This is a genomic window from Clostridium sp. 1001275B_160808_H3 (assembly GCF_015550425.1).
Lineage (GTDB): Bacteria > Bacillota > Clostridia > Clostridiales > Clostridiaceae > Clostridium.
The window spans coordinates 177,056-196,851 of sequence record NZ_JADNAT010000005.1 but is presented as its reverse complement, the minus strand read 5'-3'; the positions used below and the strand labels follow the sequence as shown (position 1 = coordinate 196,851).

Here is a 19,796-nt window from a genome sequence, read left to right as displayed (position 1 = left end):
CAACATAAATCAATTTATTCAAATAATTACCTTTATGTTGATTTATCTATTTTTTTCATACGAAACTTTACACTATCTCTTATATTGTTTTTTTACTTATTAAAATAAAATATACTATATATAAAGTTAATTTAATATAAATTATTTTTACATATTTTATCTCATACTCTATATTTTAACACATATAACTTTAAACTCTATAATTTTTAAATTTTATATGTATAAGTTTATATTAAATACACAAAATAACTATGTGATTTATCCCTTTATCTACTAAAACCTACTAATAGAAAAAGACTTCAAGAAATTTTCCTGAAGTCTTTTGAATTATTTAAAATTATATTGTGTAACTATACTTTCTCTTTCTGTTGTTTTATCATTAAAATATTCATAAAATGATACACCTAGAAAACTTCCAGTTATATTATGGACATTTCTATATCCTAAATTTTGCAATGCTAATACTGCATTATAACTTCTTTGACCAGTCCTACAATGTATGTAAACAGGAATATCCTTTGGTATTTCATTTATTCTTTCTCTAAGCTGACTAAGAGGAATATTCTTAGCCCCTTTTATATGTCCATTTTCATATTCTCTAATTTCTCTAGCATCTATTATATAAGCTCCACTTTCAACTAAATCTCTTATCTTATCAACATTAACTTGTTTAAAATCTCCATTTAATAAATTTGATGCTACATATCCAGCATAGTTAACTACATCCTTTGCTGTACTATATGGTGGCGCATAACATAGTTCCAAGTCTTTTAAGTCTTCGACAGTTCCTCCAAGTTTTATAATAGTAGCTATTATATCAACCCTTTTGGCAACATCACCTCTACCTATTGCTTGTGCTCCTAACACCTTACCTGTTGGAACTTCAAATATAAGTTTAAAATGAACTGGTGATGCATCAGGCATTATTCCAACTTTATCATTAGTTATAAGTCTTACAATATCATATTTTATATTCAGATTTAAAACTTTAATTAAGGACTCATTTAATCCTGTTGCAGCAGCATTATAATCGAATACCTTTATAGCAGATGATCCAATATAACCGTTATTTATTCCTCTTTTACCATTTATATGATCTGCAACTGATCTAGCTTCTTTTAGAGCTGGACCTGCAAGTGATAATTTTGTCATAGAATGTGTTAATGCATTATATACTTCAATTGCATCTCCTACAGCATAAATATCATCATCATTAGTTTTATAATTCCTATCAGTCTTAATAGCTCCAGTTTCACCAAGTTCTAAGCCTGCCTCTTTAGCTAATGATACTTCTGGAGAAACACCAATTGCCATAACTACTGCCTTTGCATTAATCTTCTTACCTGAAGCTAATACTACTTTACCTTCTTCAAAGCTTGAAACCTTATCTCCAACAATTAAATTTATACCATTATCATAAATTTCTTTATGTAATATTTGAACCATATCGTAATCAAATGGCTTTAATATTTGATCCATAGCTTCTATTAAAGAAACTTCATATCCTGCTTCTCTTAAGTTTTCAGCAACTTCCACTCCTATATATCCACCGCCAATTACCGCTACTTCCTTTGTATTAAGCTCTTTAACAAATTTATTTAATCTATCTATATCTACAACATTTCTAATAGTAAAAATATTTACATTTTCAATTCCTGGAATATTAGGTACTATCGGTTTTGCTCCTGGTGATAAAATTAATTTATCATAATTTTCTCTATAAATTTCTCCTGTCTGTGCATTTTTTATTTCAAGTTCTTTATTTTTTCTATCTATTGATATTACTTCACTATTTACTCTAGCTTCTATATTATATTGAGCTTTAAACTTTTCTGGACTCATTAATACAAGCTTATCTGCTTCATCAATAATTCCACTTAAGTGATAAGGTAATGAACAATTAGAAAAGGATACATGAGGACCTTTTTCAAACATTATTATTTCATCTTCTTCACTTAATCTTCTTAATCTTGCTGCAGCTGAAGCTCCTCCAGCTACCCCACCAACTATTAATATCTTCTTCATACAAAATCCTCCTAGTGGCTGCTACGCAGCCAAATTGATACTTAACAATTAATAATGGATAATTTTTGTAAAAATTCATCGATTTTAGTTTTTATAATTAATACTTTTTATAATTCAGCATAGCTGAATTTTTTCCTTAATTATTCATTATCCATTGTGCATTATCCATTAGAAAATAGCATTTGCTATTTTCTTTTGCTCCCAACATATGATCCAACTCCACCAGCAACATTAACTACATCAAATCCAAGGCTTCTTAGCTTATTACATGCAGTTGAACTTCTTCCTCCTGATTGGCATACTATATGATATTCTTTCTCCTTATTTAAATATTTCTCTGGATCGTTTAGAAGATCCCCCATTGGAATATTTTTTGCACTTTTTATACTTCCAGTTCTATATTCGTATGGTTCTCTTATATCAATTAAATCTATTTTACCAATTAAATTATCAATATCATTTACATTTATAACTTTTCCTGAATTTTTATTAAATAAACCAAACATTCTACATTCACTCCTATTAATAAATTTTACTATTTTGATTATGTGACTATTCTACAGCATATAAAACAATTTTTATGTGACTATGTCACATAACTCAATATATACTGTAATCATATTATTTATTTTTCTCACTTTAAACAAAATTTATTAAATTCAAAATCTTTATTGCAAATTATATACATAAAATTTTATAATATTGAATAAAGCCTACCAAAAATAGTAATAATTAATAAATATCAAAAATAAAAGGAAGAATTATGATTAATATGAAATATCCATTAATAAATGATTTTAAAAAAATAGTATTAGAAGACATACCACTTATAGATGTACGAGCACCTATTGAATATGAAAAAGGAGCATTTTTAAATTCTTTTAATTCACCAATTTTAAATAATGAAGAAAGACATATTATAGGAATTTGTTATAAAGAAAATGGAAATGAAGAAGCTACAAAACTTGGATATAAATTAGTATCAGGTAAAATCAAAGAAGATAGATTAAATTCTTGGATTGAATTTATAAAATCTAATCCATCTACTATGTTATATTGCTTTAGGGGTGGCTCACGCTCAAGGATTGCTCAAGAATGGATTACAGATGCTTTAGGCAGAGAAATTTATAGATTAGATGGTGGGTATAAGGCATTTCGTAATTATCTTATAGATTCGTTATCTAAAGAAAATCAAAAATATAAACCTATTGTTTTAACAGGCTTCACAGGTTCTGGAAAGACTATAGTTTTAAAAACAATAGAAAATTCAATAGACTTAGAAGGAATAGCTAATCATAGGGGATCCTCTTTTGGTTCCCATGCAGATCCTCAACCTACACAAATTAACTTTGAAAATAATTTAGCATATTCTTTAATTAAATGCACAGAACATGAATTTAAGCACATAATTTTTGAGGATGAAGGAAAAAACATCGGAAAGAATTTTATTCCTCAGGACTTTTTTAACTACTTTCATAGCGGAAGTGTAGTATTTTTGGAGGCATCACTAGAAGAACGTGTAGAAAATACATTAAAAGAATATGTTATAGACTCTCAAATAGAATATATCAACAAATTCGGTAATGAGCTTGGATTAAGCGAATGGTTCAATTACATATACTCAAGCATGGATAGATTAAAGAAAAGGCTTGGTGGAGATAGATTTAAAGAAGTTCTAAACGAACTTAATTTAGCCTATAAAAATCAATTATCTACTAATAATATTGATTCACATAAAGGCTGGATAGAAGTATTCCTTAAAGAATACTATGATCCTCTTTATAAATACTCTTTAGAAAAAATAAAAGATAAAATTATTTTTAGAGGTAACTCCAAAGAAGTTACAGAATTTTTTCAAACCTTAAAATAATTTACATAAAAAAATAGTAAGTAAAACTTAAATTTACTTACTATTTTAAAAAATTAATTTACAACTCATATCTTTTAATTATATAAAAACTCATCTATAAACTTTCCAGTATCTTTAACAGCCCATTTTCTATCTATTAAATTTACTCCACTCTTTAATACTGGATGCACTTCATGGTAACTTTCTTTAGTATCATCTTTGTATATTATACCTATTGGGATTCCTTCATCACCAAATTCCTCAGCCTTTTTAAGCGCTTCTATTTTATTACTTTTATCATAGTTATCATCTAACTTATATATTCTATCCTTATACCATTTAAATGTATTTACTTTATTAAATACAACACATGGCTGCATTATATCTACTAATGCATATCCATTATGATTCATTGCTGCTTTTATCATCGATTTTAAATGCTCTTTATCGCCTGAAAAGCTTCTAGCTACAAATGTTGCTCCAGCACTGATAGCTACAGCTAAAGGATTTATTGGCTCTAAATATACACCTTCAAATTGCATAGAAGTAACCTGACCTTTTGCAGTTGTAGGAGAGCCTTGTCCTTTTGTTAATCCATAAATTTGATTATCGTGAACAAGGTGTACCATATCTACATTTCTTCTTATATTATGAATAAAATGATTACCGCCTTCACCATATGAATCTCCATCACCACTATTTATAATAACTTTAAGATTCTTATTAACCATTTTTATAGCTTGTGCTGGTGGTAAAGCTCTACCATGAAGTCCATTAAATCCATTTACTTTTAAATAGTGAGGAGTTTTAGCGGCTTGTCCAATTCCTGATACTATAACTACATCTTCTGGTTTTAATTCAAGCTCTGCTAAAGTTTCTTTTAATGCTGCTAATATACCAAAATTTCCACAACCTGGGCACCAAGCAATCTCATCATTACTCTTATACAAATTTAAATCTAACATTAAAACTCCTCCTCTCTTAGTTTCATTACTATATCACTTCCACATATTTGTCTTCCATCATATCTCAAGATACTATTGGTCATTAATATTCCAGTTTCTTGAGTTACTAACTTACCTAATTGTCCTGTAAAGTTTTGCTCAACATTTATAATTTCTTTAGCTTGTTTTGAATATTTTTTTAATCTTTCTTGTGGTAATGGATATATATCTCCGAAACTCAAAGCCCCAACCTTTTTACCTTGGCTATTTAATTCATCAACTGCATCTTTTAATGCTCCATAAGTTGATCCAAATCCTAATAATAGAATTTCTAAATCTTCCTTACCCATAAATTCTGGTTCTTCAATATCTTTTTTAATAAGTTCTAACTTTTTCATTCTTTTTTCCATTTGCGCATTTCTAACTTCTGCTGATTCTGTTATATGTGCTTCTTCGGTATGCTCATCACTATCTACTAAAACTACTTGATGTTTAGAATTACCCGGAATCATTCTAGGAGATATTCCACTTTGAGTTACCTTATATCTCTTATATTCCTCATCTTCTTTTAGGTCTTCTCCATTTGAGATATATCTTTCTATTTTAATATTATCTAAATCATATTTAGGAATTGTTATATTTGCATCAGCTAAATATTGGTCTGTTAATAAGATTACAACAGTTTGATATTTATCAGCTAAATTTAATGCTTTAACAGTTTTATAAAATGCATCTTCAGCATTTCTAACGCTTATTAATATTCTTGGGAATTCACCTTGAGATGCTGTTAATAAAAAGCTTAAATCGCTTTGCTCTGTTCTTGTTGGAAGCCCTGTTGCTGGCCCTGGCCTTTGAGAATCTACTATAACTATTGGTGTTTCTGTTATACCTGAAAGGCCAAATGCTTCTACCATTAATGAAACTCCACCACCAGAACTTCCAGTCATAGCTCTTGCTCCTGCATATGAAGCCCCAATTGCAAAATTTATAGCTGCTATTTCATCTTCTGCTTGATCAACAACCATTCCTGTTTCTACTTGTTTTTTAGATAAATAAGTCATTATACTAGTTGCCGGTGTCATTGGATATGCAGAGTAAAAATCTAATCCTCCAGCAATAGCCCCTAATGCAATAGCGCTATTACCATTTATTAATATATAATTACTTAAATCATTTCCTTGCATTTTATACTTTGATTCAATTAAATCATATCCTAATCTAACTGCTTGTATATTTTTACTTCTTACATCTTCTGATAGCTTATTACTAAAGTATTTATCAATATTATCTAAGCTTATTGAAAAATATTTTAATATTACTCCTGCTGCTACTGATGTAAATGCCTTAGATAAACTTAATTTCTTTGCAGTTTCTATAAGAGGCAACTTTTTAACTTTTTCATCTTCAAATTTTATGCTCTTATCTGATATTATAATTCCATCATTTTTTAATTTATCTTTATGATATACGATTGTATTTTCATCTAAAGCAAGTATTAAATCTACCTCATTCTTATGTGAATATATTTTATTTTCTCCAAATCTTATTTGTATAAAGTTATGTCCGCCTCTAACCCTTGACATATAATCCTTATTTGAAAAAACATAAAATCCAAACTTCTTTATTGATTTTTCTAAAAAATCGCTTAATGTATCAAGTCCTTGCCCAGCACTTCCACCAATTAAAATATTATATTCCACTCAATTCCCTCCTTTTTATTTTTTATATATTAGTTTTCTCAATTTCATACTTTATTCTTTAAATTTAAATATTGTTACTATATTTTATCCTTTATTATCAAAAATCCATTTTTTTATTGAGAATTTTTCTTCCCTAGTTTTATCTTTATTGTTAGAGTTTTTTTCATTTATTTCTTGTTTTAGATTTTCATTTTCCTTATTCTTTTCTATTAATCTTTTTTCAAGTGATAGCTTTTCTTTATCTTTTAATAATAATTTCTTTTCTAAAAACTCATTTTTTTCTTTTAAACTATTATTATCTTTATTAATTCTATAAACTTTTTCCTTTTCCTTATTAAGGGTATATCTTAGACTTGCTAATTCATTCTTTTGTTTACCTATGGTATTATTCAACATTTTTATTTTATTATCTAACTTTATTATTTTTTCATTTTGACATTTAATTTCATTTTGTAATTTTTCTGTACTAGAAACTTCAATATGTTCATAATTATCTTTTACTTCCTTATCTAAACTAATTAAATCTCTGCTTTTATTATCTATATCTTTGTAACTTATTTCTATATTTCCATAAAGTATATCTTCAAAGCCTACATCTTGCTTGTTGCTATCTATATCTAAATCCACTTTAGCAATCAAAAGTTCATGTAAAAATAAATTCACTTCATTATTATAATTAATAATATATATTTCATTATCTATATATCTATTTTCTTCTATAAACTCTTTATAATAAGCTTTGGTAGGCATTATATCCTCAAAAATTTTGTATACTGCTGGATTACTAAAGTCTTGTCCATTGTTTTTAGAAAAACATCCATATAACTTTTTGTCACTTATCCATAATGCCCATAATACTTTATCTAAAGTTAGTATTGTACATGAATCAACTTTTTCATTTTCAAATAATATTAAATTTTTTTGTAATTCTTTTTGTTTATCACTTAATATATCTTTATATTGATAAATTAATACATTAAGATTATTCTCTTCAGTAACAATAAGATAATGACATCTATTTTCTAATACACAAAAAGAAAAATCTTTATAAGGTAATCTAGATATATATATAATCATTTCTTTTTCCCAAAGATCTTTAGATATATTAAATACTCTTGAGCTCAGTTTATATATACCATATGACATAGTATTTATTAAAACTACACAATAATTGTAACTTTGAGAAATATAATAAGATAGATTTGAGTAACAGTCTAAGGTAATAAGAACCTCTGATGGTGCTAGATCATTTAATCTCTTATTATGTTGATGTATTATCATTTGAGTTTCATCATTTTCATTTATTAAATTATATAAAAAATGTATCTTTTTCCCTATAAAAAAAGCTTTTAATTCTATGGGCATTATTTCATTATATTTCATATGAAGTAGAGTTTTATACTTCCACCTACTATCATCTAATGTACATAAAACAACATCTCCACAAACATCCTGACATAGTACATTTACATTACCATTAAAATCTTCTATAACATAAAAAGTTTCAAAACTTTCTTTATAAATAATATCTTTTTCTTGCCATTTCCCATTTCTAAATGTCTGATAATATATTCCAAGACTATTGCTATATGAAAATCTTAGTAAACTGTTCATTTTATTTCTTACTAAAAAGCAATCACATTTTTTTTCATTCATAACTAATATCTCCCTTAAATTCCATACACCGATTACAAAATGGTATGACTACTAGATCCTCTATAATTGCATGTGTGGAAATTATAGAGCTAACATCAAACGTAATAAGGTTATCTTTTTTTATTGGAGAACTTATTAGCTTAGTTAATGATTTTACTACATATTCTACTCCGTTACCTTCCTTATAATCTGAAACATATAATCTGGCTTTTTGTTTTCCTTTAAGCTTTCCTTCAATTATATATTTTTCTTCATTTTGATTTTTACATTTTATATAGTATGGAATATAAAAGTCATACTCTAGTATTAAATACTTCTCTTTACTCTCTAAAATTTTTCTACTTTTGCTTTCTTCTATAACATTACAATTTTCAAAAATAATATCTTCTATCCTTAGACTTTCATCATCTTTCAATGATATTTCCATACATACTTGGGTAAAATTTATCTTTTCTTTGTAAGTTGATAAAACTTTCCTTGCTAATATAGTGCTTCCATTTTCATATTGCAACTTATCATTTGAATTCATAGAAATATAATTTTTTTCTTCTATCTTTTTATTTTCTATAACAATACCTATATCATATGGAACTATATTCTTTTCATCAAAAATGAAAGTATCTAAAATAACATTTTTAGAAATATCTATTCTATCAAGTACTCCTTTTCCTTCACTATTTTTACTAGTTACTAAAAGTAGTTTTTCATCAGGAGATAGCCTAATCCTCTGTAATTCTGGCAAAGTTGTACTAATACTCGCTATACATTTTTTATTTATTATATCTATAACTTCAATTCTATGTAATCCATTATTTGCTGCATATAAAAAATTTTCATTTCCATCTAAATCAATAATACTTGATCCTTCTTGGAAATTTATATATGAAATTTTTCCAGTTTCAAGATCTAATATAGAGATATTTCCACTATAAGAACCTCTATTTAATCCTTTATTTGAAATATATAAATATCGTTCGTTTTCTCCCATAAAAATATAGCTTGGAGTATTTCCAACTTCCTTGTATTCTTTAATTAATTTAAAATCTGTAGTATCATAAACTTTTATTTCATTTTGAAAAATATCAAGTACAAATAATTTTTTTCTACTCTTATCAAGTTCCATGCTATCTGCAGCAATAAATCCTGTTATTCTTCCAAGTATTTCTCCACTACTTATATTATAAATACATATTTCTTCTGTATTACAAACATAAATTTTTTGAGAAATGGAATCCAATTTTATACTTCCATTATTAGGCATACTCCAAGTTTTATTAGTATTATATAAATGGTCAATAAGTGTAACTTTACTATTTCTATCTGTTGCAATATAAACATTATTTTTTTCATCTACAACAATATCTTGAGGCCTAGAACCAACTTCAACTTCTTTTATAACACTATAACTATTTCCATCAATTATAGATACTTTATCAGCACCTAAGTTAGATACATAATAGATAATCTTTTTACTTACATTAACCAAGGATTCCACTTCCCCCCTTTTAATTGCTTAATAATACTTAATTCTCTAGCTAAATAAAGTTATTTTCTCCTTATTCAATTAACTCATAAGTTTCTTTTTTTCCTTCTTTTATTACCTTAAATACTGCAGTTGGATATATATTATTCTTTGCTAATTCTTTTTCTATTTCCTCTTTATCTTTTTCTTTAAACTTTAATGCTTGTGTACAGCTAATATTAACCTTATTTGGTGCCGTAACTAATTTTACTTCTATTTTCTTTTGAGTTAATCTATCATACATATATACAGCTCTATAATGAGATGTAAATGCCATTACATAATCATAGTCTTCCAATCTCATAATTTTCTCCTTTAACTTCCTAGATTTTCATCGATTTTTCCTTATATTGTATGCTCTAAAATACTCTAGGTTACTCAGCGCTAATTTGCGCCATATATTTAAAAATTATTTTGATTACTACTAGCTCTTCTTCTTAGTAGCCTATCCATAACCGATTGGTTTCTCTCTAGATCTAATTCTACTTTTAATCTATTATTTTCTTCAGTTATTACCCTAGTTTCTTCTTTTATTAACATATTTTCTTCTTCCAAGTATTTTAATTTATTTTCTATTTGCAGCTTATACTCCTTTTCTTCTATTAATTGTTTATTTTTATCTACTAATTCAGAGATTATTTTTTTATTTTCTTCCTTCACTAAAGTTATTTCTATTATGATTGAAGCATTTTCTTTTAGAATTCCCTTTAAATTATCTTCTACTATTAACCTAGCGTCTTTTTCTTCTTGATTTTTTTTATTTATTTCCTTAAGCTCAAATGATAATTTATAAATCTTATCATTTGCTAATTCTAATTGATTTTTTAGTGATATAATTTCATCTTCATAATCTTTCATACTATCCTCAAGTTTTTCTTTTGATTCCCTCATCTCTAATAACTGACTATTTGCATTTTCAAGATCCTTTTGAATCTTTTTTTGTAGCTCCAAAAATACATTACAATTTTCTTCTGCCTTCCTTTTTTGCTCTATTGTTCTAGCTATTTGTTGTTCATATTCCTCCATAAACTTTTGATTTTTTTGCAACCTCAAATTTAGATGCGCTATTCTATTCACTAGGTTATTATTTTCTACTTTTTCTTTAGATAGTTCCGACTTTAAGCTTTCAACTAGTTCATTTTCAGAATAAGAATTTCCTTCATATTTACTTTTATCATGTCTTAATGAATCTTTCATAGTAATTAAAAATTCACTTGGGTCATATATCTTCATATCTAAATTATCAGTTCCATAAACCTTTTTTTCTTTAATATACCTATCATTATCAGTACAAATAAAAGCATTATATTTTCCCAATGTATCATTATTCCCTCTATCAAAGTAAACAGGATCTTCCCATTTATCTTTATTGAAAATCGAATAAAAAATCTTATCATTTTCTAACCAACAAGAACATAATTTATTACTTTCAATAAATAATAAAGGTTCTAATAAATTACTTTTAATTTCATATATTTTAAAATCCTTCACATTCCCAATAGAGTCTATGTAAACATGATCTAAAGAATATATTAAACCTTCTCTGGATTTATTTAATATATGAATATCATGCTTATCAATAACAACTTCAAATCCTATATCTTCTCCCTGAATTCCATAGAGCCTTTTTAATTGTATCCATCTATTATTTTCAAAAGTACAATAATTTAAAGATATTTCATCTCCTTCATCTGAAAGGAAGAATACATAAATATCGCCCTTATAGTTTGTATTTATAGAATAGTATTCCTTTAGATTAGAAATTAAGATAATATCTGCTAATCTATTAATAGTTGTTTCTTGTCCACTCCATACGCAATGCATTAATACTCCATGATCACTTCCATCATTGCCTACCAATAAATAGAAGATATGCATATTAGACCCTATAATTTCAACTTTCAAGTTTTCTATTTCAAAATCTTTATTATCTAATTGATATATAGTTTTTCCTACCCATTGTTTATTCTTCATTGTACAATATCTTAGTTCGCCTTTAGTATTGCTATAAACCAAATGTATTCCTTCATTTTCATCAATATAAATAGCAAATCCAAGAACCTTTGTATCAATTAAAATTTCCTTAGTCCATTTTCCTTCCTTATACATAATCCCATAGCTTAACTCTTTATTATTGTTTAAAGAAAACTTCCACAAGTTCTCTTTACAATCTAAATATATCCATGGATATATATCCCTCATATTCACTCTCCCCTTTATAGAATTCTAATACAAATCCATTTATTCTATTATCTTCGTATATAATAAGGTTTAATAATTATAGTTATAAAATGTAGCCAATTAATTCGTTTATTTTCTCTCTTACTTATACTATCTATAAGATTATATTTAAAATAAGCAATTATTATGCAATTTTATGGAGTAAAAAATTTATTTTATATATATTTTTTAATATCACCTCTTTTATCTTCTTACATATCATGTAATGTGAGTAAATAAATTTTTGTTTTTTATTATTTTAAAAGGAGGATATTATATGTCCATTAACTTCAAAAAATTCGTACCACGTCCAGGTCTAGTAAATAAGCAAGGACGTTTACCTGATCCTGCGGAGTTAGTTTGTATTGAAGTACCTAAGGTGTTTGATCAATGTTTAATTAAAAAATGTCTTGTATATTGTGGAGGTCCAGACACAAATACAACTGATTGTGAATTAAGAAGTGATCCCCTAGTTGCTCCTAAGAGATATATTTCTAGTAGAGACTTCAATGTAACACTTCTTTCAGTAGAAAAGATACCACTTAAAGGTAAACGTGGATTTAAAAAAGTAGTGCTTAAATACATGATTTCTTTCTATGCTGATTATCTTGATTGTGATGGTAAAACTAAGAGTGAATTTTATGAGATTAATAGAACTGATGTAATTGGAAAGTTCTATTGTCCTGATTCAATCGCTCAAATTTCAGCTAGTACTGACCTAGAAGAAGACTCTAACATTATAAGACTTGAAATGGTTGCAGAAGCACTACACGGCGAAATACTTAAAGATAAAAACGGGGATGAAGTTTTAGATATCACTTTAGGTTACTATATTGTAGTAAAATGTGAACTTCTTGTACAACTACTAATTCCTGCATATGATTATTGTCCTGTTCCTAAAGTTATTTGTGAGGATGAACCAGATGAAGATCCATGCGAAATATTCGATAAAGCTCCTATTCCTAAGTTCTATCCAGATCAAAATTTAGAACCACTATTCCCTGACTGCTATGATGATGACGATGATGATGTTGATGAATAAAAATTGTTCTCTTCAATATAACTAAAAGTGTTTAGTATGTCTACTAAATTTAGTAGTTATAAATGGTGATGACAGCTTAAATATCTTTATATATCTATTTAGTTTTATCTATCATCACCTTTTACAATATTTATATACTTTAATAAAAGTACTTAATAAATAGAAATAAAGTAAATTATTTATTATAAAAATAATGACCTTCACTCAAAGATGTAGGTCATTATTTTTATGATAAATATCAAAATTAATTAAAAAAACTATACTTTATCATTTAACAATATTTTTTCAGCAACTTCATTAGCTGCAATCATACCACTTTGAAGAGAACCTTGCTGAGTTCCATGTTTTTGAGATATATGCTCTCCTGCAAAAAATACTCTATTATTCATTTCTGGCATTTTTGCTCCATAAGAATATAATATTTTATCTTCAGGTTTTGATAATGCCCCTGATCCCCATATATATTGAACATCAGACCATATCAATGACTTATAGTCAATTAAATTATCATCAATATAATGTAATGGTAGATCATGAATTTTTTCTATATATCTTATAGCGTCACTAATTTGTAGTTCTGTGTTTTCACTTCCAAGCAACATTGATTCTTTACCCCAACTATAGCTTACAAGTAATACCCCAGGTTCCTTAGGACTTGTACCTGGTTTTAGTATATAGCTGTCAATCTTATCACTTACAGATTCTGAATGATCTGATGGATAATAAATAGAAACTAGTGGAATATCAGTAAATGTTCTTCCTCCTACTATTCCTTTTGATTTACCTCCCATCTCCCAAAACCTTTCCTTGAGATAAAAATATATTTTTTCTGATGTTTCATAATTCATTTCATTTATTGCACGTATTTTTTTAGAACTAAAACTCGGCTCTATATTCATACGTCTTAAACTTTGAAAAGGTGCTGTGCATATTACATAATCAAAACTTTCTAAAACTTCCCTATTCATTTCTCTTTCTACATACTTAAGAACAATTCTATCTTCTATTTCTAAACCATATATTCCTTCAACTGGTGTTCTCATTTTCACTTTTACTTTTCCTAATTTATCTTTATCAATATTCTTGTATATTTTCTCATTTTCATCGAACAGAGCTTCATATAAGGAAAGAGGTAAATTTATCATTCCATCTTTAATATAATAATTAAATTCTGAATCTGCTGTATAATATCTTTGTAACATTTCCATAAGACCAAGTTGAAAAAATTGTTTACTTCCATCAAGATATCCTAGCATTGATATTGCTTCTTCACTAAATCCAGCATTTTCATATGCTTTTCTATAACTTAATTTATCTATTTTCACTATTTTTTCTGAATATTTATCTTTAATTTCTAGTAATTCTCTTCTCTCTTCAGGGGTAAGAGATTCTAAATACTCTTTATAAAATTCTTTATCTACTTGTTCTTTTAACTTCTTTTTATCACTATTTGATAACTCAAACTTTGGATATATATTTTTTGATACTTGTTTTCCCTTTTGATCATTTAATGCCTTTTCTCCTCTAATATAAAATAAGGAATTATTATTATTATTTACGAAAGGTTTAGTCTCAAGATTGAAAAGATTAATATAATGCCATGTTGTATAATGTGATATTGGTATGCTAAATTCTCCAAGCTCACCATATTTTCTATTTTTTCTATCAAAATAATAAGTGTAAACTTTCCCTCCTATTCTCTGGCTCGCTTCAAATAATGTAATATCACATCCTATCTTCCTTAATTCAAATGCAGCTGATAAACCTGCTTCTCCTGCGCCAATTATTGCTACTTTTATGCCTTTTGCATAACCACTTGGGCATATATTAGTTATATCTGTAGGTGGGCTCATTAATTCGACTATATTATCTATATCATTTACTCTTTTTTGATTCTTTAGTATATATTCAAGCATATTATATCTTTCATCATCGCTAGGATTGTCTACTTGATTAATATACATTGAGTTATTGCAAGATTCCATAACTTTCACATCCTAATGTTTATTACATATATAATCATATATGTATTAGTTTTTTATTAATGTGACTTATATATTTTTCTAATAGCTTCCAATAATTCATCTATATCTTGAAGAATATTAAAACATCCCGGACTTACCCTAACTGTACCTGCATATTCAGTTCCAATAATATCATGTATTAATGGAGTGCAATGATATCCTGTTCTAACAGCAATTCCATACTCATTCAATTCTTCACCCACAACAGATGCATCAATTCCATCTATATTAAAAGAAATTACAGCACTTCTTTCATTTAAAGAATCACTTCCATATATTTTAATATAAGAAAGCTTTTTTATTTCCTTTAGAAAATATTCCATCAACTCATCTTCTGATTTTTTTATATTATCTATACCAACTCTTTGTATGAATTTTAATCCTTCACATAATCCTGCGATACCTGGAGTATTTAAAGTTCCACTTTCGAACTTATCAGGCATAAAATCTGGCTGAATCATAAAATGTGAATTACTCCCTGTTCCCCCTTCCTTAAAATTACTTAACTTTACTCCATCCCTTATAAATAATCCTCCTGTTCCTTGTGGACCAAGCAATCCCTTATGTCCAGGAAAAGCCAATAAATCTATACATGAATCTTCTACATCAATTGGTATAATTCCAGCACTTTGAGATGCATCTACCATAAATATAACTTCTTTTTCTCTTGATATCTTACCTATAGCAGTAATATCTTGAATACTACCTAATACATTAGAAATATGATTAATTATTATTAATTTAGTATTCTTTTTTATTTCATTTTTAATATCTAAAGGGTTTACATAGCCAGCTTTATCTACTCCAACTAAAGTTATTTCTACACCTTGCTTTTCCATTGAATTAAGGGGTCTTAAAACAGAATTATGTTCTATAACTGTACTAATAACATGATCTCCATTTTTTAAGATTCCCTTAATAGCTATATTTAAAGCTTCTGTTGCATTACTTGTAAAAATCAAATTAAATGGATCTTTTATATTGAATATTTCACAAATTAGTCTTCTTGTTTCAGTAATTTTTAAAGCTGATTTAATTGCCATATCATGAGAGCCTCGACCTGGATTTGCACAATAATTTTTCATGCAATTTAATACTTCTTCATAAACTTTAGATGGCTTTGGAAATGATGTAGCTGCATTATCTAAATAAATCATTTTACCCTCCTTATAAATGTGCTATATTTTTGCACATTTTGATTTTTAATTATATTTATCTTCTTCATTCTTTAATAATATAGGTTGATATACTTTATATATTATAAAGTCACTTACTATTCATTATATTAAAATAAAGAAAATTTCGTGCTTGCTAATATAAATATAAGATTACACTTATATAAACAATTTATAATTAATACTACAATAATCAACCCATAGGGTTTAAATATAAATAAAGCCCGGTATGGAAAAGCCATATCCGGAGCTTATTTAACTTTATATAATTATCTTATATCCTCTAATCAAAACATATTAAATCATATTTTATAATAATATCTTCATTATTTAGTACAATTTTTCCTACATTTATTTGAATGACATGTTGCTATTGCTCCAAGTGTAGCATTATAAATATTAATGTTTCCAAGAATTATAGCCCTTGTAACTGTTGCAACTACCGTATAAACACAGCATTCATCGCTACATAAGTTATCATCACAAATAAAAAATGATAAAGTACTAGAACCAGCTCTTGCATCTGTTGCTATTAACGCTGATATAAATGTCCATTCTGGTCCAACAGGAATAGGAGCTAATTGATTTCTACATTGTTTAAAAATCCTTAAAGAAAATGCTCCTGCAGCCGGAACAGGAATAACAACATTACTTGCAAACTCTAACTTAATGATTGGATTGCATAAACAAGAAGTGTCTAGAGTAAGAGCTGCAAGTGTAAAAGTATCTCCTACTAAAGCACCTATTGGGAGAGTAATAGAACTTGGACAACTACATTTTATAATAGTTGGGCACGTTTCTTTCATTTTATAATTAGCAGTTTCATTACTTCCTACAAATAAATCATAAGATTCTTTTGATATTGAATCCATGAATTTTATACTTCCTTTCCAAACTATATATTATATAATTTTTTATTAGTTATCATAATAAATTTAATTTAAATAAATCCTGGAATGAAAAACTCATATCCAGGATTCATCTTAATTTATAAATTTAGTTTATATTATTTATAGTAAGCTTTTATTACTCAGCTTATTTTAATAAAAATCTCTTTCACATTTTCTATGACATTCTCTAGTGCATTCATTTGATTTACAAGTTATAGTTGCAGTTAATCTTGAGTTATTAAATGCAGCTCCAACTGCAGCAGTAAGAGGTCCAGTAACTGTTGCAACTACTGTATAAGTGCAGCAATCTCTATTTAAACAAGTATCTTCATCACAAATAGTAAATGAAGTAAATACTGATGGAATAACAAGTGCAACAGCTATAGCTGGAAGTACAGTGTATGAAGGTCCTATTGGAACTGGAGTTACTTGATTTCTGCATTGCTTAAATACTTGGACACTTAATCCGCCTATAGTAATAGCAGCTATTGTAGTAAATACACTTGAAAAATCTAACTTAATAATAGGATCACAAATGCAAGAAGTGTCTACAGTAAGTGATGTAAGTGTTACTGTAGCAGGTCCTACTGCTGCAAGAACTGGCAATGGAGTAGAAGAAGGACATCCACATTTTATAATAGTTGGGCACTTTTCTTCTTCTTTTTCATGATCTTTTCTATAATCTTTTTCACAATCTCTTCTATAATCTTTTTCACAATCTCTTCTATATTGTTCTTGATATCTTCTAGACATTGAATTCATAAATTGAATCCTCCCTTTCATATCTATCTTTTATAAAATCTTCTTTTATTAATTTAGTATCAGTTAGTTTTTAGTCTTATATTATTTTTTATCACAAAAATTATACTTAATTAATATAATATTACTATTAATAATTATTCTATTGATAATATTTGTGAACATTGTTTTTTTAAACTTCTTTTGTAGTAACTGAAATTTTTTAACTACTTTATCTCTCTGGCTCATCAGTTTCTGGGAATAATGGATCTAAATTTTGGTCTGGATAGAACTTAGGAACTGGAGCTCTATCAAATCTTTCACATGGATCTTCTTCAGGTTCTTCTTCACATGCTTCTCTAGGAACTGGACAATAATCATAAGCAGGAATTAATAATTGTACAATAAGTTCACACTTTACAACTATATAGTAACCTAAAGTTATATCTAGAACTTCGTTTCCTTCTTCATCTTCAACTATTTGACCATCTAGTGCCTCTGCTACCATTTCAAGTTTTATAATATTACTATCCTCACCTTCACATTCTTCTGCTTCAGTAGTTGCTGAAATTTGAACTATAGAATCAGGACAATAGAATTTACCAATTATATCTGTTCTATGGATTTCATAAAATTCACTTCTATTTACACCATTGTCATCAATATAATCAGAATAGAAAGAGATAACGTAATTAAGAATTATTTTTTTGAAATTAGGGTTGCCTTTAACAGGTATTTTATCTACTGAAGTTAATGTTACACTGAAATCCCTACTAGAAATATATCTCTTAGGTTCAATTAGTGGATCACTTCTTAATTCACTATCTGTCGTATTTGTATCTGGACCTTCCCCGTACACAAGACATCTCTTTATTAAGCATTGATCAAATACCTTAGGTACTTCTATGCAAACTAACTCCGATGGATCTGGTAAACGCCCTTGTTTATTAACAAGGCCTGGGCGTGGCACGAATTTTTTGAAGTTAATGGACATAAACTCTCCTTTCCTTAAAACTACGATACTCTAAATTAATTTAATATTTATTTATAATACATGTTATGTTGAAATATAAAAGTGGTGCTATTAAAAGGTCTTATAATATAACTTTTTTTTACATATAAATTGCTTATAATCAAAGGTCTCTTGAACTTTTAGAGTAAAAAAAGACACTGAACTTAATATGTTCAGTGTCTTTTTAATTTATATATATTATTTATTTAATGCTTCAAGTAATGATTCTAAATCTAATCCATGCACCTTTGCTGCATCTTCTATTGTTTCTGCTTGAGCTGATGGACAACCTACGCATCCCATACCAAAATCCATTAAAATTTGTGGTGCATTTTCCTTTACCTTTATAACTTCTCCAATAGTCATGTCCTTAGTTATCATAATATCACCTATCCTTAATATTTTTTAATTTAATACCATATTAATTTTAATTTATCTTAACTACTAAATGCAATATTTTTCCTTTAAATTTTTAAGTATAGCTAGATTTTCATCTTTAACACTATTATATTCATCTTCAAAGCTTACACATTCTTCATTAATTACATCCATAGTTTCTTCTTTTAATTCTCTTTGTGCAAACTTATAAATTACATTATCTTCTTTATGAATATGTCTTTCTAAAAGATTTGTATAAGAAACAGCATTTGCTATTACGTCTAATTTAGCTTCAGCATTTCCATTTTTTAAAGATTCTAATGCTTCATTTAAATTGGTTACATATAATCTACCAAGATCATGCTCTACCAACATTCCGTATTTAACTACCTTTTCTGCTGTTTCACCAATTTCATCAACCATTCTATTAAATAGCATTATCTCCTCTTTTTTATGATGATGAGAATCTGCATAATTTCTTATAAAATGTATCATCTTATAGAAATCTTCATAGTTAACTTCTCCACCTTCTAAAACAGAAAAACAAGCTTTTCTAACTACTTTTAGCATTTCTTTTATATTTTTATGCTCTTCCATCATTAATTCTATTGCATTCATTTT

At 27.3% G+C, this 19,796-nt stretch carries 17 protein-coding genes; 2 read left to right on the top strand and 15 right to left on the bottom strand.

Annotation, left to right across the window (positions count from 1 at the left end):
• Positions 1-327 precede the first annotated feature (327 nt).
• Both I2A75_RS05895 and I2A75_RS05890 read right to left on the bottom strand, forming a co-directional pair.
• On the bottom strand, positions 328-2,025 hold the full coding sequence (locus tag I2A75_RS05895) for an FAD-dependent oxidoreductase (protein WP_195263551.1): 1,698 nt from the start codon (positions 2,023-2,025) through the stop codon (positions 328-330).
• Positions 2,026-2,210: 185 nt separating this feature from the next.
• Entirely contained in the window at positions 2,211-2,531 is a 321-nt protein-coding gene (locus I2A75_RS05890; RefSeq protein WP_195263550.1) for a rhodanese-like domain-containing protein, read from the bottom strand.
• 257 nt (positions 2,532-2,788) lie between these two features.
• On the opposite strand from I2A75_RS05890, the gene mnmH reads away from it, so the two are divergent.
• Positions 2,789-3,895 carry a tRNA 2-selenouridine(34) synthase MnmH gene (gene mnmH, locus I2A75_RS05885; protein WP_195263549.1) on the top strand — a complete coding sequence of 369 codons (1,107 nt, stop codon included), beginning with the start codon at positions 2,789-2,791 and terminating at the stop codon, positions 3,893-3,895.
• A 74-nt stretch (positions 3,896-3,969) separates the two neighbouring features.
• On the opposite strand, the gene I2A75_RS05880 is transcribed toward mnmH, so the two are convergent.
• The 6 genes from I2A75_RS05880 to I2A75_RS05855 form a co-directional block, all read right to left on the bottom strand.
• On the bottom strand, positions 3,970-4,839 hold the full coding sequence (locus I2A75_RS05880; protein ID WP_195263548.1) for a 2-oxoacid:ferredoxin oxidoreductase subunit beta: 870 nt from the start codon (positions 4,837-4,839) through the stop codon (positions 3,970-3,972).
• Complete coding sequence (locus I2A75_RS05875; RefSeq protein WP_195263547.1) at positions 4,839-6,518, bottom strand: 2-oxoacid:acceptor oxidoreductase subunit alpha; 1,680 nt, start codon at positions 6,516-6,518, stop codon at positions 4,839-4,841. Before I2A75_RS05875 ends, I2A75_RS05880 begins: the two co-directional genes overlap by 1 nt.
• Positions 6,519-6,602: 84 nt before the next feature.
• On the bottom strand, positions 6,603-8,174 hold the full coding sequence (locus tag I2A75_RS05870) for a hypothetical protein (RefSeq protein ID WP_195263546.1): 1,572 nt from the start codon (positions 8,172-8,174) through the stop codon (positions 6,603-6,605).
• Positions 8,167-9,669: a YncE family protein gene (locus I2A75_RS05865; RefSeq protein ID WP_347707755.1), complete on the bottom strand. Its 1,503-nt coding sequence runs from the start codon at positions 9,667-9,669 to the stop codon at positions 8,167-8,169. The genes I2A75_RS05870 and I2A75_RS05865 overlap by 8 nt, the downstream gene beginning before the upstream one ends.
• Before the next feature lie 61 nt (positions 9,670-9,730).
• Positions 9,731-10,000: a DUF3343 domain-containing protein gene (locus I2A75_RS05860; RefSeq protein WP_195263544.1), complete on the bottom strand. Its 270-nt coding sequence runs from the start codon at positions 9,998-10,000 to the stop codon at positions 9,731-9,733.
• A 98-nt stretch (positions 10,001-10,098) separates the two neighbouring features.
• Positions 10,099-11,898, bottom strand: a complete 1,800-nt coding sequence (locus tag I2A75_RS05855) for a hypothetical protein (RefSeq protein WP_195263543.1) — start codon at positions 11,896-11,898, stop codon at positions 10,099-10,101.
• Positions 11,899-12,193: 295 nt separating this feature from the next.
• Between I2A75_RS05855 and I2A75_RS05850 the strand changes: the two genes are divergently transcribed.
• Positions 12,194-12,958, top strand: coding sequence for a hypothetical protein (locus tag I2A75_RS05850; RefSeq protein WP_195263542.1), 765 nt, complete (start codon positions 12,194-12,196; stop codon positions 12,956-12,958).
• A 257-nt stretch (positions 12,959-13,215) separates the two neighbouring features.
• On the opposite strand, the gene I2A75_RS05845 is transcribed toward I2A75_RS05850, so the two are convergent.
• The 7 genes from I2A75_RS05845 to I2A75_RS05815 form a co-directional block, all read right to left on the bottom strand.
• Positions 13,216-14,943, bottom strand: a complete 1,728-nt coding sequence (locus I2A75_RS05845; protein ID WP_195263541.1) for an NAD(P)/FAD-dependent oxidoreductase — start codon at positions 14,941-14,943, stop codon at positions 13,216-13,218.
• A 56-nt stretch (positions 14,944-14,999) separates the two neighbouring features.
• Positions 15,000-16,139, bottom strand: a complete 1,140-nt coding sequence (locus I2A75_RS05840) for an aminotransferase class V-fold PLP-dependent enzyme (protein ID WP_195263540.1) — start codon at positions 16,137-16,139, stop codon at positions 15,000-15,002.
• 344 nt (positions 16,140-16,483) lie between these two features.
• Positions 16,484-17,029 carry a DUF4489 domain-containing protein gene (locus tag I2A75_RS05835; protein WP_195263539.1) on the bottom strand — a complete coding sequence of 182 codons (546 nt, stop codon included), beginning with the start codon at positions 17,027-17,029 and terminating at the stop codon, positions 16,484-16,486.
• A gap of 168 nt (positions 17,030-17,197) precedes the next feature.
• Positions 17,198-17,809, bottom strand: coding sequence for a DUF4489 domain-containing protein (locus tag I2A75_RS05830; RefSeq protein ID WP_195263538.1), 612 nt, complete (start codon positions 17,807-17,809; stop codon positions 17,198-17,200).
• A gap of 208 nt (positions 17,810-18,017) precedes the next feature.
• On the bottom strand, positions 18,018-18,779 hold the full coding sequence (locus I2A75_RS05825) for a hypothetical protein (RefSeq protein ID WP_195263537.1): 762 nt from the start codon (positions 18,777-18,779) through the stop codon (positions 18,018-18,020).
• A 216-nt stretch (positions 18,780-18,995) separates the two neighbouring features.
• On the bottom strand, positions 18,996-19,178 hold the full coding sequence (locus I2A75_RS05820; RefSeq protein WP_195263536.1) for a DUF1858 domain-containing protein: 183 nt from the start codon (positions 19,176-19,178) through the stop codon (positions 18,996-18,998).
• A 63-nt stretch (positions 19,179-19,241) separates the two neighbouring features.
• The gene (locus I2A75_RS05815; RefSeq protein ID WP_195263535.1) at positions 19,242-19,793 is read right to left on the bottom strand and encodes a hemerythrin domain-containing protein; all 552 of its coding nucleotides are present in this window, start codon (positions 19,791-19,793) and stop codon (positions 19,242-19,244) included.
• Between the last annotated feature and the right edge of the window lie 3 nt (positions 19,794-19,796).

Excerpts from the sequence above, each read along its gene's own strand:
- I2A75_RS05895 (WP_195263551.1), bottom strand. The coding sequence starts at position 2,025 with ATGAAGAAGATATTAATAGTTGGTGGGGTAGCTGGAGGAGCTTCAGCT.
- I2A75_RS05890 (WP_195263550.1), bottom strand. The coding sequence starts at position 2,531 with ATGTTTGGTTTATTTAATAAAAATTCAGGAAAAGTTATAAATGTAAAT.
- mnmH (WP_195263549.1), top strand. The coding sequence starts at position 2,789 with ATGATTAATATGAAATATCCATTAATAAATGATTTTAAAAAAATAGTA.
- I2A75_RS05880 (WP_195263548.1), bottom strand. The coding sequence starts at position 4,839 with ATGTTAGATTTAAATTTGTATAAGAGTAATGATGAGATTGCTTGGTGC.
- I2A75_RS05870 (WP_195263546.1), bottom strand. The coding sequence starts at position 8,174 with ATGAATGAAAAAAAATGTGATTGCTTTTTAGTAAGAAATAAAATGAAC.
- I2A75_RS05860 (WP_195263544.1), bottom strand. The coding sequence starts at position 10,000 with ATGAGATTGGAAGACTATGATTATGTAATGGCATTTACATCTCATTAT.
- I2A75_RS05855 (WP_195263543.1), bottom strand. The coding sequence starts at position 11,898 with ATGAGGGATATATATCCATGGATATATTTAGATTGTAAAGAGAACTTG.
- I2A75_RS05850 (WP_195263542.1), top strand. The coding sequence starts at position 12,194 with ATGTCCATTAACTTCAAAAAATTCGTACCACGTCCAGGTCTAGTAAAT.
- I2A75_RS05845 (WP_195263541.1), bottom strand. The coding sequence starts at position 14,943 with ATGGAATCTTGCAATAACTCAATGTATATTAATCAAGTAGACAATCCT.
- I2A75_RS05840 (WP_195263540.1), bottom strand. The coding sequence starts at position 16,139 with ATGATTTATTTAGATAATGCAGCTACATCATTTCCAAAGCCATCTAAA.
- I2A75_RS05835 (WP_195263539.1), bottom strand. The coding sequence starts at position 17,029 with ATGGATTCAATATCAAAAGAATCTTATGATTTATTTGTAGGAAGTAAT.
- I2A75_RS05830 (WP_195263538.1), bottom strand. The coding sequence starts at position 17,809 with ATGAATTCAATGTCTAGAAGATATCAAGAACAATATAGAAGAGATTGT.
- I2A75_RS05825 (WP_195263537.1), bottom strand. The coding sequence starts at position 18,779 with ATGTCCATTAACTTCAAAAAATTCGTGCCACGCCCAGGCCTTGTTAAT.
- I2A75_RS05820 (WP_195263536.1), bottom strand. The coding sequence starts at position 19,178 with ATGATAACTAAGGACATGACTATTGGAGAAGTTATAAAGGTAAAGGAA.
- I2A75_RS05815 (WP_195263535.1), bottom strand. The coding sequence starts at position 19,793 with ATGAATGCAATAGAATTAATGATGGAAGAGCATAAAAATATAAAAGAA.